Source organism: Mesorhizobium sp. WSM3859 (assembly GCF_002295065.1).
Classification (GTDB): domain Bacteria; phylum Pseudomonadota; class Alphaproteobacteria; order Rhizobiales; family Rhizobiaceae; genus Mesorhizobium.
In genome coordinates, this window is record NZ_NSGG01000020.1 from 70,593 (window position 1) to 86,447 (window position 15,855).

The 15,855-nt window shown below is 63.4% G+C and carries 19 protein-coding genes and 1 pseudogene; 11 read left to right on the forward strand and 9 right to left on the reverse strand.

The window, feature by feature from the left end; translation table 11 throughout:
• Positions 1-176 precede the first annotated feature (176 nt).
• Positions 177-1,400, forward strand: a complete 1,224-nt coding sequence (locus tag CK230_RS29600) for an argininosuccinate synthase (protein WP_095820323.1) — start codon at positions 177-179, stop codon at positions 1,398-1,400.
• Between the two features lie 82 nt (positions 1,401-1,482).
• On the opposite strand, the gene CK230_RS33865 is transcribed toward CK230_RS29600, so the two are convergent.
• Entirely contained in the window at positions 1,483-1,728 is a 246-nt protein-coding gene (locus tag CK230_RS33865; protein ID WP_245430091.1) for a hypothetical protein, read from the reverse strand.
• On the opposite strand from CK230_RS33865, the gene CK230_RS33870 reads away from it, so the two are divergent.
• The gene (locus tag CK230_RS33870) at positions 1,727-1,924 is read left to right on the forward strand and encodes a hypothetical protein (protein ID WP_245430092.1); all 198 of its coding nucleotides are present in this window, start codon (positions 1,727-1,729) and stop codon (positions 1,922-1,924) included. The two genes, CK230_RS33865 and CK230_RS33870, sit on opposite strands and share 2 nt — an antisense overlap.
• Before the next feature lie 327 nt (positions 1,925-2,251).
• Here the strand turns inward: CK230_RS33870 and CK230_RS29610 are convergent, their stop codons facing one another.
• Positions 2,252-3,049 (reverse strand): lytic transglycosylase domain-containing protein, encoded by a 798-nt coding sequence (locus CK230_RS29610; protein ID WP_095820324.1) that lies wholly within the window; start codon positions 3,047-3,049, stop codon positions 2,252-2,254.
• Positions 3,050-3,204: 155 nt separating this feature from the next.
• On the opposite strand from CK230_RS29610, the gene CK230_RS29615 reads away from it, so the two are divergent.
• The 3 genes from CK230_RS29615 to CK230_RS29625 all read left to right on the forward strand — a co-directional run bounded on the left by CK230_RS29615 (position 3,205) and on the right by CK230_RS29625 (position 6,395).
• Complete coding sequence (locus tag CK230_RS29615) at positions 3,205-4,452, forward strand: NAD(P)/FAD-dependent oxidoreductase (RefSeq protein WP_095820325.1); 1,248 nt, start codon at positions 3,205-3,207, stop codon at positions 4,450-4,452.
• 72 nt (positions 4,453-4,524) lie between these two features.
• Positions 4,525-5,622 carry a putative zinc-binding metallopeptidase gene (locus CK230_RS29620; protein ID WP_095820326.1) on the forward strand — a complete coding sequence of 366 codons (1,098 nt, stop codon included), beginning with the start codon at positions 4,525-4,527 and terminating at the stop codon, positions 5,620-5,622.
• Positions 5,623-5,789: 167 nt separating this feature from the next.
• Positions 5,790-6,395, forward strand: coding sequence for a DUF1236 domain-containing protein (locus CK230_RS29625; RefSeq protein WP_095820327.1), 606 nt, complete (start codon positions 5,790-5,792; stop codon positions 6,393-6,395).
• A gap of 67 nt (positions 6,396-6,462) precedes the next feature.
• Here CK230_RS29625 and CK230_RS29630 read toward each other — a convergent pair whose 3' ends face one another.
• Together CK230_RS29630 and CK230_RS29635 are read right to left on the reverse strand one after the other, a co-directional pair.
• Positions 6,463-6,762 carry a HigA family addiction module antitoxin gene (locus CK230_RS29630; RefSeq protein WP_095820348.1) on the reverse strand — a complete coding sequence of 100 codons (300 nt, stop codon included), beginning with the start codon at positions 6,760-6,762 and terminating at the stop codon, positions 6,463-6,465.
• 30 nt (positions 6,763-6,792) lie between these two features.
• Complete coding sequence (locus tag CK230_RS29635; protein WP_095820328.1) at positions 6,793-7,074, reverse strand: type II toxin-antitoxin system RelE/ParE family toxin; 282 nt, start codon at positions 7,072-7,074, stop codon at positions 6,793-6,795.
• A gap of 173 nt (positions 7,075-7,247) precedes the next feature.
• Here CK230_RS29635 and CK230_RS29640 point away from each other — a divergent pair, with 173 nt between their 5' ends.
• From CK230_RS29640 to rpsP, 4 genes are all read left to right on the forward strand, one after another.
• The gene (locus CK230_RS29640; RefSeq protein WP_095820329.1) at positions 7,248-8,195 is read left to right on the forward strand and encodes a type II CAAX endopeptidase family protein; all 948 of its coding nucleotides are present in this window, start codon (positions 7,248-7,250) and stop codon (positions 8,193-8,195) included.
• 832 nt (positions 8,196-9,027) lie between these two features.
• On the forward strand, positions 9,028-10,626 hold the full coding sequence (gene ffh / locus CK230_RS29655; RefSeq protein WP_095820331.1) for a signal recognition particle protein: 1,599 nt from the start codon (positions 9,028-9,030) through the stop codon (positions 10,624-10,626).
• Between the two features lie 7 nt (positions 10,627-10,633).
• On the forward strand, positions 10,634-10,960 hold the full coding sequence (locus CK230_RS29660) for a chorismate mutase (protein WP_095820332.1): 327 nt from the start codon (positions 10,634-10,636) through the stop codon (positions 10,958-10,960).
• A 46-nt stretch (positions 10,961-11,006) separates the two neighbouring features.
• Entirely contained in the window at positions 11,007-11,402 is a 396-nt protein-coding gene (rpsP, locus tag CK230_RS29665; protein ID WP_095820333.1) for a 30S ribosomal protein S16, read from the forward strand.
• A gap of 131 nt (positions 11,403-11,533) precedes the next feature.
• Here the strand turns inward: rpsP and CK230_RS29670 are convergent, their stop codons facing one another.
• From CK230_RS29670 to CK230_RS29685, 4 genes and pseudogenes are all read right to left on the reverse strand, one after another.
• Entirely contained in the window at positions 11,534-11,797 is a 264-nt protein-coding gene (locus CK230_RS29670) for a YMGG-like glycine zipper-containing protein (protein ID WP_095820334.1), read from the reverse strand.
• Positions 11,798-11,944: 147 nt separating this feature from the next.
• Complete coding sequence (locus CK230_RS29675; RefSeq protein ID WP_095820335.1) at positions 11,945-12,472, reverse strand: SRPBCC family protein; 528 nt, start codon at positions 12,470-12,472, stop codon at positions 11,945-11,947.
• A 12-nt stretch (positions 12,473-12,484) separates the two neighbouring features.
• Positions 12,485-12,893: pseudogene (locus tag CK230_RS29680) on the reverse strand (DoxX family protein).
• Positions 12,894-12,963: 70 nt separating this feature from the next.
• The gene (locus tag CK230_RS29685) at positions 12,964-14,106 is read right to left on the reverse strand and encodes a LuxR C-terminal-related transcriptional regulator (RefSeq protein ID WP_095820336.1); all 1,143 of its coding nucleotides are present in this window, start codon (positions 14,104-14,106) and stop codon (positions 12,964-12,966) included.
• A 175-nt stretch (positions 14,107-14,281) separates the two neighbouring features.
• On the opposite strand from CK230_RS29685, the gene CK230_RS29690 reads away from it, so the two are divergent.
• Both CK230_RS29690 and CK230_RS29695 read left to right on the forward strand, forming a co-directional pair.
• A complete protein-coding gene (locus CK230_RS29690) occupies positions 14,282-14,752 on the forward strand; it encodes a cupin domain-containing protein (protein WP_176480274.1) in 471 nt (156 codons plus the stop codon).
• Positions 14,753-14,893: 141 nt separating this feature from the next.
• A complete protein-coding gene (locus CK230_RS29695; protein WP_280952577.1) occupies positions 14,894-15,304 on the forward strand; it encodes an ACT domain-containing protein in 411 nt (136 codons plus the stop codon).
• Here the strand turns inward: CK230_RS29695 and CK230_RS29700 are convergent.
• The coding region (locus tag CK230_RS29700) for a GNAT family N-acetyltransferase (protein WP_245430093.1) at positions 15,286-15,855 on the reverse strand (570 nt) is incomplete at its 5' end. The genes CK230_RS29695 and CK230_RS29700 overlap by 19 nt on opposite strands.

The following is a 15,855-nucleotide window of genomic DNA, read 5'->3' on the forward strand; positions in this document are numbered from 1 at the left end:
GCCACCTCGAAATGGGGTCGCGCAGCCTATAACGCGGCGTCCTTTGCTTCGCCAGCGTCTGCCCCGGCAAACATATGGCCCAGCCTGCGTCATAACCCTGCGCCCCTTCGTCTCTTGCGCCGCCCGGAAGGGCCGTGATACCTCGCCCGCGAAACTTTTCCCGCGGAACCGCCAAAATGTCCAAGATCAAGAACGTCAAGAAAGTCGTGCTCGCCTATTCCGGCGGCCTCGACACCTCCATCATCCTGAAATGGCTGCAGACCGAGCTCGGCGCCGAGGTCGTCACCTTCACCGCCGATCTCGGCCAGGGCGGCGAGCTGGAGCCGGCGCGCCGCAAGGCCGAGATGATGGGCATCAAGGACATCCGCATCGTCGATGTGCGCGAGGAGTTCGTCGCCGACTTCGTCTTTCCGATGTTCCGCGCCAACGCCGTCTATGAAGGCACCTATCTGCTCGGCACCTCGATCGCGCGGCCGCTGATCTCCAAGCACCTGGTCGAGATCGCCAAGGAAACCGGCGCCGACGCGATCGCGCATGGCGCCACCGGCAAGGGCAACGACCAGGTCCGCTTCGAATTGTCGGCTTACGCGCTCAACCCCGATATCAAGGTCATCGCGCCGTGGCGCGACTGGTCGTTCAAGTCGCGCACCGATCTGCTCAACTTCGCCGAGCAGCACCAGATCCCGGTGCCGAAGGACAAGCGCGGCGACGCGCCCTTCTCGGTCGACGCCAACCTTCTGCACTCCTCCTCCGAGGGCAAGGTGCTTGAGGATCCGTGGAGCGAGCCGCCGGAATTCGTGCATCAGCGCACCGTCTCTCCGATGGACGCGCCCGATGTCGTCACCGAGATCGAGATCGAGTTCCTGAAGGGCGATCCGGTCGCGCTCAACGGCAAGAAGCTGTCGCCGGCCACCATGCTGGCGGCGCTGAACGACCTCGGCCGCGACAACGGCATCGGCCGCCTCGACCTCGTCGAAAACCGTTTCGTCGGCATGAAGTCGCGCGGCGTCTACGAGACCCCCGGCGGCACCATCCTGATCGCCGCCCATCGCGCCATCGAATCGATCACCCTCGATCGCGGCGCGGCCCACCTCAAGGACGAGTTCATGCCGCGCTATGCCGAGCTCATCTACAACGGCTTCTGGTTCTCGCCCGAGCGCGTCATGCTGCAGGCCATGATCGACAAGAGCCAGGAAGACGTCGAAGGCACGGTGCGGCTGAAGCTCTACAAGGGCAATGTCATCGTCACCGGCCGCAAGTCGAAGAAGACACTCTATTCCGATGCGCTGGTCACCTTCGAGGACGACCGTGGCGCCTACGACCAGAAGGACGCGGAAGGCTTTATCCGGCTGAACGGACTTCGGCTGAGGACGCTTGCGGCGAGAAACCGCAAGCACTGATATATTTTGCCGATACGGCAGCGATCAAACGACCCGGCGGAAACGCCGGGTTTTTATTTCACATAGCTAATATAAGAAAAGTTCAGACCACTTCAGAGAAATTATCATTTGACCTTTCCGCCGCTCTAATTAAGTTCGCCAGTGGGATGCGGGGAGTTTTGACAGTGAAAAATAGTATTTCTCTTCTGGTTGCGGCGGCGTTGACCTTGATTACGTGCGGGCCCTCGCAAGCAGGCACGAAGCAGGCGCCTGAGGCTAATTTGGACGGGTGCATCTCTGCTGTCCATTTATGGAGCATCACGTTCAAGCACGAAATCGCCTCTTTCATGGGCGTCTCGCAAGAGCGCATGCCGGCCTTGTTCTGCCAGCGCATAGCCGAGGGGGTACGCGGCGGGCGGATCAGCTACTCCGACATAAACAGGCTGCAGCTCGACCAACCGACCGAAATCTGGTTGGTCATCAAGGGCAAGTCGAAGGAGCCCGCGCCTACGCGCGCCTGCGCCACGGTCATCCCGGTACCGTAATTGCACCGGTATTGTCGGCGCTTTCCAAGTTCCCATTTCGCAGCAATGCCCGTTGAGCGGCTACGCGCGTGCCGACCAACCAACAGAAATGGACACCAGGGGCAGCGCGAAGCCGGCCTCAGCGCCACGATCGTCCCGGTTCCGCAACTGCAGCGGTATTGACGGCGCGTTCCAGGTTCCCATTTCGCAGAAATGCCCGTTGAGCGGCTACGCGCATTATTGAGGGCGAGAGATGGGCCCTGGCTGTGGGGGTGATCTTGTTTTGACCCCAACTGAACGAAAAGCCCGGCTCGAGCCGGGCTTTTCGTTGGAATAGGAGTAATTCAATCAGTCGGCGTCAATCGCCTCGGCGATGCGGGCGATGGCCTGCTGATAGACGCTTGCCGAGTTCCAGCCGGCGATTGCGCCCATATTGGCCTCGTAGCTCGCGCCGCCCTGCCAGCCATGGCCCTTGAGGAAGTTGGCGGTCGAAGCGAGCGCGGTGTTGCGGTCGCGCAGGTTTCCGCTGCCCACGCCGTATTTCAGCACGTTTCCAGGCAGGAACTGGGTGTGGCCGATCTCGCCATGCATGGCGCCGACGGAGGAGGCGCTGAGCGCGCCGCGATCGACAAGCTTCAGCGCGGCGATGGCATGCGGCCTGAAATAATCCGGGCGGCGGCAGTCATAGGCGAGCGTCACGATCGCCGAAACCGTGTTCTGGTTCCCCATCGAGGCGCCGAAGCCGGTTTCCATGCCCCAGATGGCGAGCAGCACGCCCGGCGGCACGCCATAGGTGCGCTCGATATTGGCGAACATCGCCGCGTTTGCTTTCTTCAGCGCGCGGCCCCGGGAGATGATCGCGGAAGCGCCACGGCGCTGCATGAAGCTTTCCACCGAGCCGCTGAACGCCTTGTGGATCGCCCGGTCGGCGGCGATCGTCCTGGTGGCGTAGGTGGCACCCGCCAGCGCGGACAGGCCCCTCTGGCCGACACCCTCGGCTCTGGCCTCGTCGGCAAAATCCTGTTTCCAGGCGTCGAACCCGGCGCCGTTCTTGCCACAGCTCGGAGCCGCCTCGGCGCCCGCCGCCAGCGCCAGCGTCGCCACCACCGCCGCGGCCAAAATCCTTCCTTTGGCAAAAAATGCCATTTCGTTCTCCTGAATTGCCTGAATCACGTCCCGGTTGCGAATTTGCCAGCGAAACGCCCGGTTGTCACCGCCCCCACCGGGGACGTGCCACCCGACACTGGCGAAAGAAGGGCAATTTGCCTACGATCGGCCATCGGGTGTGGCGGGCTTGCCTCATGAAAGACGTTGACGTCGTGATCATTGGCGCCGGTTCGGCGGGACTTGCCGCGGCAAAAACGCTTCGTGCGGCCGGGCTTTCCTTCCTTCTCCTCGAGGCGATGGATCGGATCGGCGGCCGTGCCTGGACCAGCGACCGACATTTCGGCGTGCCCTTCGACATCGGCTGCGCCTGGCTGCACGCCGCCGACCGCAACCCGTATTTTCCGGAAGCCAAAAGCGCGGGCTGGACGCTGCATCACCACGACATGAATGTCGACCACCTCTATTATCGCGACCGCAAGGCGAGCGAGGAGGAAGAAGCCGAGATGAAGGCGGCCGACGCCAAGCTGTTCGAATTGCTCGCCAATCATCAGGTCGAGCAGGGCGATGACGACCGGCTGTCGGCGCTGATGGCAAAGGGCCATGCGCCGCGCGCGGCCGCCACCTTCGCCGGTCCGATGGATTTCGGCGCCGACGAGGACGAGATTTCGATCCGCGACTTCCAGGCCGCCGCCGATCTCGATCCCAATTTTTTCAGCAAGGAAGGGTTCGGCGCGCTGGTGGCGCGTTTCGGCTTCGACGTGCCGGTCGAGCTGTCGACGCCGGTGCGCAGGATCCTCTGGGATGTGCCGGGGATCGCCTGCGTCACCGACCGCGGCACGGTGCGCGCCAAGACGGTCATCGTCACCGCTTCGCCCGCGGTGCTCGCCTTCGAGGAGATTGAGTTCTCGCCCGCGCTGCCCGACGCGCATTTCGGCGCCTTCTTCGACCTGCCCATGGGCATGCTGACCAAACTGCCGGTGGAGATCAAGGGCACGAGGCTCGGCCTTGAGCCTTTCGACGACCTTCTGATCGAGCGCATGGCCAGGCACGACATCTATTTCCTCTGCTTTCCCTTCGACCTCGACCTGATGGTCGGCTTCGTCGGCGGCGACTTCGCCTGGGAAATGTCGGCCGCCGGCGAAGCAGCCGGCGTCGATTTCGTCGTCGATCGTCTGTGCGGCATCTTCGGCGGCGACGTGAGGAAGCATGTCGGCCGCGCCATGATGACGAATTGGGGCGCGGAGCGCTTCGTGCGCGGCGCCTACGCGGCGGCACGCCCGGGCCGTTCGCAGGCGCGCGCGACGCTGATGCAACCTATTGCCGAGAAAATCTTCTTCGCCGGCGAGCATGTCGCCGGTCCGCTGATACAGACCTGCGGCGGGGCGAGGCTTTCGGGCGAAAGCGTGGCCAGGCAGGTTATTGCCCAGCTTTCGCCGAAGTAGCACTGGAACGCCGGACGCCGGCGGGCGTTAGGGGCGAACCCACATCCACGCATGGGCCCCACGGGTTGATTGATGAAGCTGTTCGATTGTCCAAACTGCGGGCACCGCCTTTATTTCGAGAACGCCCAATGCCTGAGCTGTTCCAGCCTGGTCCTCTACGACCCGGAGCAGGCGAGCTTCGTGCTCGGCGGCAAGGGCGGCGCCCTTCAATGCGACAACGCCGATGAATGCGCGTGCAACTGGCGCGCCGAGAACGGCCGGGCGTTCTGCCGCGCCTGCGCTCTCAACCAGGTGATTCCCGATCTTTCCATCGACGGCAACCGCCGGCGCTGGATACGGGTCGAAGCGGCGAAGAAGCGTGCCGTCTACTCTCTGCTCGCCCTCGGCCTGCCGGTTATGCCCAAGGCCGACGCGGGCGACGAGATCGGTCTGGCCTTCGACTTCCTCGCCGACCCGATCGGCGCCGGTCCGGGCGGGGAACGCATCCTGACCGGCCATGACAACGGATTGATCACGCTCAACGTCGCCGAGGCCGATTCCGCCGAGCGCGAGCGCCGGCGCGTCGAGATGGGCGAAAACTACCGCACCTTGCTCGGCCATTTCCGCCATGAGCTCGGCCACTATTATTGGGACCGGCTGGTCCGTGACGATCCCGCATATCTTTCGGCTTTCCGCGCGCTCTTCGGCGACGAGCGGACCGACTACGAGCAGGCCTTGCAGGCCTACTACGTCAACGGCGCGCCGCCGGACTGGCAGCAGCGCCACATCTCTGCCTACGCCACGTCTCATCCCTGGGAGGATTGGGCCGAGACCTTCGCGCACCATCTCCACATCACCGACACGCTCGAGATGGTGCATGCGCTGAATCTTCCGCTCGGCCGGCTGGAAACTGTCGGCGACGGCAACCTGCCGCGCGCCGATACCGGCGGAAATTTGCAGCCGGCGCCTGCCGATCCAGATCCGGTGCCGGAGCCGTTCGAGAGAATCCTCGCCCGCTGGCTGGTGCTTTCGGAAGCCTCCAATTCGATCAACCGCTGCATGGGACTGCCGGACCTCTATCCCTTCGTGATTTCCGAGGTGACAGCGCGAAAACTGGCCTTCGTGAACGACCTTCTGACCGGCGCGCCGAAAAAGCCTGGAACAATTCGTGAGCCGGCCGGGGCACTTTAGCCGGAACGCATAGGCCTCTGTTTCGTTTCCGAGCCCTAGGGCATGATCCCCCAAAGTGGGAACCGGTTTTCGGAAAAGATCATGCTCCAACAAAGGAGCTGGATCAGGATGACGTCTCTCTGAAACGTCATCCTGATCCAGGGAGCGTTGAAAACGGAGTGAAAACCATGAAACGCGTGTTGTTTCCGGCGCTTGCCGGTGCGCTGCTCACTATCTCGGGCGCCGCTTTCGCCGACACCCCCGTCCAGGCGGTGACCGACTTGAACGTACGGGCCGGCCCCGGTCCGCAATATCCGGTCATCGGCGTGCTGGCGGCCGGCCAGTCGGCCACGCTTAACGGCTGCATCGAAGGCAGCAAATGGTGCACCATCGCCGAGGCTGACGGCAAAGGCTGGGTCTATTCCGACTATGTGACAGGCGATTTCGGCGGCAGCCGTGTCGTCGTGACCCGCCGCCCGGCCAATGCCGAGATCGCCGTTGTGGCGCCGCCGACCGATAACGTCTACACCACGGACACTTACACCGGCGCCATCGTCTCTAACGATGACGCCATCGAATCGATCGGCAGACCGCCGGCCGAGGTCGGCACCTATGTCACCACGCACCGGGTCGATCCGGTTTATCTCGAAGGTGAAGTGGTGACCGGCGCGACGCTGCCCGACACAGTCGAGCTGCGCGAAATCCCGGATTACCGGTATCGCTACGTCTATGTGAACAACCAGCCGGCACTGGTCGATCCGGGCACGCGGCGCATCGTCTATGTGATGCGCTGATCGGGCTTGATCGCCATGAAAAGAGCGGCCGCCGGCGATGGCGGCCGCTCTTTTGTGTGCCGGCGGCTCAGGCCGCCTGCATCTGTTCAATAGAGTCGATCTCGGCTTTCTTTGCCTCACCTTCCACGGCGAGGTCGTAGCTCGCCTGCATGTTCATCCAAAACCGCGGCGTCGTGCCAAAGAACTTGGCCAGGCGGAGTGCCGTGTCCGGCGTTACCGGCGTGGCTTCGCCCACCAGGCGCTCAATGCGCGTGCGGGGAACATGCAGCTTCTTGGCCAACGTGTATGGTTTTAGTCCAAGCGGGACCAGATATTCCTCACGAAGGATTTCGCCTGGGTGAATTGGCGGGAAGATGTTGGCAGCCATCTTCATTTCCTTTCTGATTGCGGGCAACGCCTAATGATAGTCGATTATCTCTACGTCCTCTGCACCGCCGTCTACCCACCGGAAGCAAATGCGGAACTGATCATTGATGCGAATAGAGTGTTGGCCGGCACGGTCGCGTTTCAGCGCTTCCAACCGGTTGCCCGGCGGCGTTCTTAGGTCCTCAAGCTCGTCAGCATTGTCCAGCATGAACAGCTTTCGTTGAGCCACGCGAACCAAGTCCGACGGAAATCCCTTCGGAGACTTTCCGCCCGAAACCGCCTCCGTCGTTTTGTTTTTGAACGAACGTATCAACGGAGCCCCACTTGAGGCGTATCATAGAACGATACGTGCCAGATGTCGATAGAGACGTATCGTTGCGTGATACGATTTCCACTTCTAAACCCCGAGGAAGCTCGTTGAAGTAATCGCGCGGTAACCGGCGATCTTCTAGATTGCATGCCCACAGCCTTCGGCAGGGGAGCCGCGTGACGATCGAAAATGCCGCCTTCGAGGGCTATCGCCGCTCGCCGAACGCCAAGACCAATCTGCTTCGTCTGTTCATCGGGTCGGCGATCGTCATCGCCTTCTGGATGGCGATGACGGCCCTGGTGCTGTTTGCCGGCACCCATGTCTACATCGTCTGGCACTTGCCCGGCCCGTCGACCGGGCAGTACATGCAGGACTTCCTTGCCTCGCCCGTCGGCATCCTGAGCGCGCTGACCTCTTTCGCCGGCATCTGGATCGGCCTGTGGGTGGCGATGCGCTTCGTTCACGGCGAACCGCTGTCCGCGCTGTTCGGCGCCAGCCGCCGCATCGCGAGCGGCGATTTCCTCAAGGGCCTTATCGCGGTGCTGATCACCTCGCTCTTCTCCGAGGTCCTGCTCTATTGGATGCAGCCGGAAATCACGCGCGGACCGATCGCCTTTTCGTCCTGGCTGCTCTTCCTCATCCCGATCGTGCTGCTCGCTTCCCTGCAGACCTCGTCGGAGGAGATGCTGTTTCGCGGCTACCTGCTGCGCGGCCTCGCCTATCGCTTCCGGAGCCCGTGGATCTGGGCGGTGCTGCCCGGGTTGCTGTTCACCTCCCTGCATTGGAACACGGCCTCGACTTTTGCCATCAATGCCAGCGTCTTCATCTCGATCGGCATCTTTGCCCTGCTGCTCACCCTGCTGGTCCATGTCACCGGCAATCTCGGCGCCGGCTTCGGCGCCCATCTCGGCAACAACCTGACCGGCTTCCTGCTGATCTCGCACCAGGAGGGCTATAATGGCTTCGCCTTGCTCAACGCCAAGCCGCTCGAAGGCCCCGGCTGGGCTAACTGGGACGCCGTGCTCATCGCCGCCATCGGCATCGTCAGCACACTTTTGACGATGTTGTTGCTTTTGCATCGGCGTTCGCCGCTCAGGGTCGGTGCGAACAGGCAAAGCCAGTGATGAGCACCTCAAATCGCGGCGTTTTTGCGCGAATTTGAGCCTTTGTTTTTGATGCATGTCGTTGCCGCAAAACCGCTGCTCACTTTTGGTGATGTCTCAGTCTGAATAAGGCAGCCTTCGACATGGCGCTCGCTCTCCTCATACCGCGCATGATATGCCTAGCGCTATGCAGGAGCTGCCACGAGAAAACCCAGTTGAACCGATCATCACGCGCGACGCCTCAGGCGCTTGGCGCAAGGATGGGGAAGATAGTCCATTGGTACAGCGTGCATCTCAGACGGTGCTCGGATGACGGCACCAAAGAGACACTCGAATCCTGGGCCTTATGCGGAACCGACGTGGACGAGACGAGGGTCGCTGCCATCGAAATCCTAGAAGGGCGCAGGTCCATTGTCGGAGCCGATAGTTTAGCAATGGAAGAGCGCGGTGGCGGCCTTGTTTGGGAGTATCCTGACGCCGACCGGATCTAAAGGTCGACATGCATTGGCCTTGACTCCGCGGCCGTTTTCCTGTCTAGAGCCGCTGAATTTCCGCGACGAGTTTTCTTTCGCGAAAGCCGACCAGGACGCCGAAGCCTCTTTGAGGCAAGAGCTGTAAAGAGATCCTGGAGGCCAACACCCGGCAGCGCGATGCGCCCCCGGGTGCTTTTTGGCTTTGCGCTTTTGCTTGGCGACCCGGCGCGAACGCACTACCTCTCGGTTCGACACCCGAACCGAGATCGAAGGACGGCAGATGTTTGAATCACTTCAGGAGCGCACAAGAGGCGTGGAGGGCCATCGGCCCGACAGGGATCAATATGAATCCAAGGCGCTCTCGCGCGGCGGGTTGACCAATGTTTGAGTCCCTGCAAGAGCGCCTTGGCTCCATCCTGAACGGCCTGACCGGCCGCGGCGCGCTGTCCGAGGCGGATGTCTCGGCGGCCCTGCGCGAGGTGCGCCGTGCGCTGCTCGAGGCCGACGTCGCGCTGGAAGTGGTTCGCTCCTTCACCGACAAGGTGCGCGAGAAGGCGGTCGGCGCCGCGGTGCTGAAGTCGATCAAGCCCGGACAGATGGTCGTCAAGATCGTCCATGACGAGCTGGTCGAGATGCTCGGCGCCGAGGGCGTCGCCATTGACCTCAACGCGCCGGCGCCTGTCGTCGTCATGATGGTCGGCCTGCAGGGTTCCGGCAAGACGACGACCTCGGCCAAGATCGCCAAGCGGCTGACCGAGCGCCAGAACAAGAAAGTCCTGATGGCCTCGCTCGACACGCGGCGGCCCGCAGCACAAGAGCAGCTGCGCCAGCTCGGCGAGCAGACCAAGGTCGCGACGCTGCCGATCATTGCCGGCCAGAGCCCGATCGACATCGCCAAGCGCGCCGTTCAGGCGGCCAAGCTCGGCGGCCATGACGTCGTCATCCTCGACACCGCCGGCCGCACCCATATCGATGAGCCGCTGATGGTCGAGATGGCCGACATCAAGAAGGTGTCGAGCCCGCACGAGATCCTGCTGGTCGCCGACTCGCTGACCGGCCAGGACGCCGTCAATCTGGCGAAGAGCTTCGACGAGCGCGTCGGCATCACCGGCCTGGTGCTGACCCGCATGGACGGCGACGGCCGCGGCGGCGCCGCGCTCTCGATGCGCGCCGTCACCGGCAAGCCGATCAAGCTCATCGGCACCGGCGAGAAGATGGACGGGCTGGAGGAATTCCACCCCAAGCGCATCGCCGACCGCATCCTCGGCATGGGGGACATCGTCTCCCTCGTCGAGAAGGCCGCCGAGACGATCGACGCCGAGCAGGCGGCGGCGATGGCCAAGAAGATGCAGTCGGGCAAGTTCGACCTGAACGACCTTGCCCAGCAGCTTCAACAGATGTCGAAGATGGGCGGCATGGGCGGCATCATGGGCATGATGCCCGGCATGGGCAAGATGAAGGACCAGCTCGCCGCCGCCGGCCTCGACGACAAGATGTTCGGCCGCCAGCTCGCCATCATCTCCTCGATGACCAAGGCCGAGCGCGCCAACCCCGACATCCTGAAGCACTCGCGCAAGAAGCGCATCGCCGCCGGCTCCGGCACCGACGCGGCCGAGATCAACAAGCTCTTGAAGATGCATCGCGGCATGGCCGACATGATGAAGGCGATGGGCGGCAAGGGCAAAGGCGGCGGCCTGATGCGAGGCATGATGGGCGGCCTTGCCTCGAAGATGGGCCTTGGCGGCATGATGCCCGGTGGAATGGGCGGTATGCCGGATCTTTCCAAGATGGACCCAAAGCAGCTGGAGGCATTGCAGAAGCAGGCGCAGGCCGCCGGCCTTGGCAAGGGCCTGCCGGGCGGCTTGCCCGGCGGACTTCCCGGTGGCAGCGGACTGCCCGGCCTGCCCGGCGGCATGAAGCTTCCGGGTCTTCCAGGTCTTGGCGGCGGTGGGCTGCCGGGCCTCGGCAAGAAGAAGTGAGGGGGCGATGAACGAGGAGAAAGACATGGCCGACGCACGCGTCATCCTGGCTGGCTACCGCGCTTCGATCGACAACATCGACGCCGCCCTCATCCATATGCTGGCCGAACGCTTCCGCTGCACCAAGGCGGTCGGCGTGCTGAAGGCCGAGCATGGCCTGCCGCCCGCCGATCCGGCGCGCGAGCAGCAGCAGATCGCCCGCCTTCGCCAGCTGGCGAAGGAAGCGCATCTCGACCCCGATTTCGCGGAGAAGTTCCTGAACTTCGTCGTCCGCGAGGTCATCCGCCACCACGAACAGATCGCCGCCAACAACGGCGTGACGAAAACCGGCTAACCAGCCGCAACCACATCAACGAAATCAGAGCTTTTAGGAGAAAAGAATGGCACTGAAGATCAGACTGGCCCGTGCGGGCTCGAAGAAGCGTCCTTACTACCACGTCGTCGTTGCCGACGCCCGTTCGCCGCGCGACGGCCGTTTCATCGAGTCGCTGGGCTCGTGGAACCCGCTGCTCCCGAAGGACGGCGAGCGCGTCAAGGTGGACGCCGAGCGCGTCAAGCATTGGCTGTCGCACGGCGCCCAGCCGACCGACCGCGTGCTGCGTTTCCTCGACGAGGCCGGCCTTGCCAAGCGCGAAGCCCGCTCGAACCCGAACAAGGCCCTGCCCGGCAAGAAGGCGCAGGAACGCGCCGCGCTGCTGAAGAAGGCCCAGGAAGACGCCGCCGCTGCAGCAGCCGCGGCGACTGCCCCTCCGGCCGAAGCCGCCACCGCCGAGTGATTGCGGTCCTTTTCGCTTAGAGCAATTCCAGGAAAAGTGTGAGCGGTTTTCCGTCCGGAATTGCGTAAAAACAAGGAGATAGAGAACGGCGGGCACGTGCCCGCCGTTTTTGTTTGGCCGGTCCGATATCCTCAGTAGCCGGACGGGCAGCGCGCCACATAGACGCGACCGTAACGGTCTCGATAACGGCACTGGCCGCTTTCGCTGGCATGGCCGATCAACGCGCCGGCGACCGCGCCGACCGCGCCGCCGACCACCGCGCCTTGCACCGGGTCGTTGGCAACAGCCGCGCCGACCGCCGCACCGCCCAGGCCGCCGACCGCCGCGCCCTTTTCCGTCTGCGAGCAGGCGCCCAAGGCCATCGTCAGCACCAGAATGGTAATTGCTTTCTTCATTGCTGTTCCTCTCTCAAGCGCCGTCCTCGCCGCCATGGCCTAAACTCACAAACAGCTAAATTGATCCCGGCGATGGCGAAGATTGGCCGGCTATGTGCCGGCCGGATCTACGGAAATAAGCACCAACATGTTGAAATCTTGTGGCTTTCACCGCTCGGCAAGACGTCTCAGCTTGTCGAGCCCGGCCTCGAAATCCTTGCCGATGAGGTTGTCGAAATTCATGAACAGGCCCATCAGCTTGGCGATGAAGGGCCTCGCGCCGCGCATGGCCCAGGTGACCGCCGTGCCGTCGCCGGACGGCGAGAGCGAGAAGTCGACAATGTTGTTGGCCCGGAACGGCTTTTCAAAGTCTAGCTTGAGCGACACCTGCGAGGACGGCACCGAAGCGGTGATCTCCATGCGGCCCTTTCCGGCCTTGGAATTGCCTTCCCAGGCATAGGCCGCGCCCTTGCCGCTGTCGGCGCCGGACAGCGTGCGCCGCATCTGAGGGTCGAGCTTTTCGAAGGGCGACCATTCCGGCCAGCGCCGGAAATCGTTGATCAGCGGAAAGATCGCCTCGGCCGGTGCCTCGATGCTGGCCGAGCGGCTGACGACGAAATCGTTCGGCCGCGTCGCGGCATAGACGAGCACGGCCGCGATGATAATGACCAGGATGATAAGAATGGTGGCGAGCATTATGGTTTCCTCCTATCGGCTGAACGGGATCAGCGCCCGCACTCTTGCATCGCGCAGATAAAGCCCGCCCCATAGGATGATGCCGAGATAGACGCCGAACAGCGTGTGCGAGAACAGAGGGTTGCCGATCCGCACATGCGTCGAAATCGCGCCGCCCATATAGGCGGTGAGCAGGATGGCGCCGAGCACCGACGTCCGTGGCAGCGCATAGAGCGCGGTCGAGATCAGCCCGATGACGCCGAGCAGGCGCGCGACAGGCGTCGGCCGGCCAGCCGAGCTGCGCCATCGTCTGCGTGACGATGTCGAGCGGCGGCAGCTTGATGACGCCATCGAAGATCATGAACAGGATCACGACGGCGCTCAGCGCGCGCCCGGTCCACAAGGCGCCTTTTGAAGCAGGCGCAGCTTCGGAAATGCTCATGGATGTTCCCTCCTGATGGTTCGATTCCTCTGCTGAGGTCGAGCCAAGGACGCGCTTTGGGGCCGCGATCCTACAGGGTTCGGATACTTTTCGGCGCGGGTTCCGCCAACCGGTCGTAAATGCCACTCGCCGCGATGAGGCGCACCAGTTCCGCCTGTCGTCGCGTCTCCGTCTTTTCGAACACGTGTTGCAGGTGAGTGCGCGCCGTGGTCAGGCTGATGCTGAGCTCGTCTGCGACCGCCTGCAGCCCTTCGCCGCGGGCGATCGCTATGGCCACGGCCGCCTCGGCCGGGGTCAGCCGATAGAGATTGCGCAACTGGTCCTGCGCGGTCCGCGGCGCGCTGTCCGGATCGGCCACGAATACGATCGCGGCGGGCCGGCCGGTCACGAACCACGTCGACTCGATTTTCAGCGGCGCCACCAGCACGCTCAGCGGCCGGCGCGGCACCGGCCGGGCGAGCGCCATTACGCCTCCCACGGCGTCCGACCTTTCCGCGGCCGTGGCGATCAACCGCTGGAATTGTGCGGCATCCGCGTGCTTGGTTGCACGCAGAGCAGATTTCTCGATCCTGATCCCGTCCGCTTCGGTGAGAAGCGCTTCGGCCGCCCGGTTGGCGAACAAGATCTCGCCGTTTGCCGCCACGATCAGCACGCCCTGGGCAACGTGGTCGAGCGCATCGACATTGGCGCTCCTGGCGATCTCGGAACGTGAGAGGCGCAGTCCCACGCTCGCCGCGCGGACCAGATGCGGCGCGATGCGGCGCAGCCGGTCAAGGTGCTCGGGCTCGAACTCTCCTGTCGACTCGGCACGTCCGCAGGTGAACACGACGCGCGTGTCCGGCTCGTTGGCCAGCACGACTCCAATCGAGTGGCACATGTCGCCGGGCCGGCAGAAGTCATTGTAGAACTCGGAGCGCCGGTAGACCTCGCGCGGGAGCAGGTCCCAGATCGGGATCAGGGTGCCCGCGCTCAGCCGGGCGATGCGCGGCAGGAACACGTTGGTCTTGTAGTAGTACCGCGCATAGGTGAGGTCCGCCTCGGGTGGCATGCGCACCGAATTTGCTTCGCTGCGCAACGTCCTTGTGTTCTGGAACGTGAGCTTGGTGGCAGCGCCTTCGAGGAAATCCGATAGCGTCTCTAGAACTTGCGGCCAGCGGCCGGGTTCGACCGCCGCATCGTAGATCTGCCCGACCATGCCGTCGAAGTCGTGCATGTGTGCCGGATGTCACCGCTCCCTCGCCTGAAGGGATTTGCAGTTTGCCGGAAGCCGGCTTCGCTGACAACCATTCCCCGCCGCATCTCATATGTTCATACGAGGCGACCGCTCGAGGCCAGCGTGTAGCTATCGCGGAGCCATCAACCTTCACATCAACCACATGTGGCGAAAGATGCAGGCACAGGCAGTTCCTGGTACTCAAACCGACTGGAATGGTACGCACTACGAAGCGCTTCTGACGGCGCGCGAGACCGGCGGCAAGCTCGGCGCATTTGCATCCGATGCTGGTCCGGGCGATGGACCGCCGCGTCACCGCCATCCCAAATCCGACGAACTCTTCGTCATCCTGCAAGGGCGGCTGCGCTTCTGGCGTGCCGGGGAAGCCTACGAACGCGGTGCCGGAGAGATCTTCCACATTCCCGCTGGCGTCGAGCACACGTTCGTCGTCGTCGAGCGTGCTCGATGGATCGCCATTCTGTCCCCGGGGGGCCTCGAAAGCTTTTTCCCGGCGGTCGCCGCGCAGGGACTGGAAATTCCGCGCGACCTCGCGGCAATCAAGGCGGTCGCGGCCGAGTTCGACATGGAGATTACCGGGCCACCCTTGGGACATCCGCAAACGGTAGGTGAATCAAGCCTAGACTAGAGCCTTCACGAGCCCTTATGTCTCTACGGCGATAACGAACCTGCGGCTCAGCCGCCAGCGACATCGCCATGTCGTCCAGACGCCGGACCGTGACGTTTCGAGCGCCAGACGAAGGGAAGGAAACATGGGCGGCGAGACTACCTGCGAAAGCTGCTGGCATCGATGACGCCGCAGCTTCACCCGGAAGTCCATGTCTTCGCGACCTTGCCGCCCGGCGCACTCTTGCCGGAGGGCGTGGAGCCGATCATGCGCTTCATCGAGCGCGAGGGCACGACGCTGATCGTGGCAGAGAGCCAGGCGAAGGCCGCCGGCCTTGCCGGAACGTTCCGCTGCCGGATGATCACGCTCGACGTCCACTCCTCGCTGGAAGCCGTCGGCTTCCTCGCCGCCATCACCACGCGGCTGGCGGCAGCCGGCATGGGCGTCAATCCGGTCTCGGCCTTCTATCACGACCATCTGTTTGTACCGGCGGAGCGGGCGGAGGAAGCGCTGAACTTGCTGCGGGATTTGGCGGCGGACAGCGTCCGCTCGGCTCAGCGCCTGAGCACATAGAGAATATCTGGCAGGCCTTCCTCATTGGCCGAGCCGTCGCCGAAGGCTTCGGCGCGAAAGCCGTGGCGCTCGTAGAAACGGCGGGCGGTGGCATTGGCTTGGAAGCAGTGCAATTTGATCAGCGGCATAACGGCGGAGGCTTGGGCGAGCAGCCGGCTGCCGATGCCTTGGCCTGACCAGGCCGGATCGAGATAGAGCTGCTCGACCCAATCGCCGTTGACGGCAATGAAGCCGATGATCTTCTCTCTGGTCACGGCGACCGTCACCTGCTGTCCGGGCAGGAGGATGTCGCGGACGAAGAACAGGTCTTCCTCCGGCGTATGCAGCACCGGCATCCAGTCGAAGGCATTGAGCGACGTGCGCAGGAGTTTGGCGATGGCGGCGGCGTCGGAGCCAAGAGCTGGGCGCAGGAGGATATCTAAGGGCTCTGGACTGGTCATGAGGGCCTGACGCGGTTCCCCCTTCTCCCCTTGTGAGGGTTTTGCACGGGGAGCGAGTTCTGTTTGTTGGGCTAGTGAGGCGTTTTTTGAAGGCGTGAGGAGCGGTTTTCG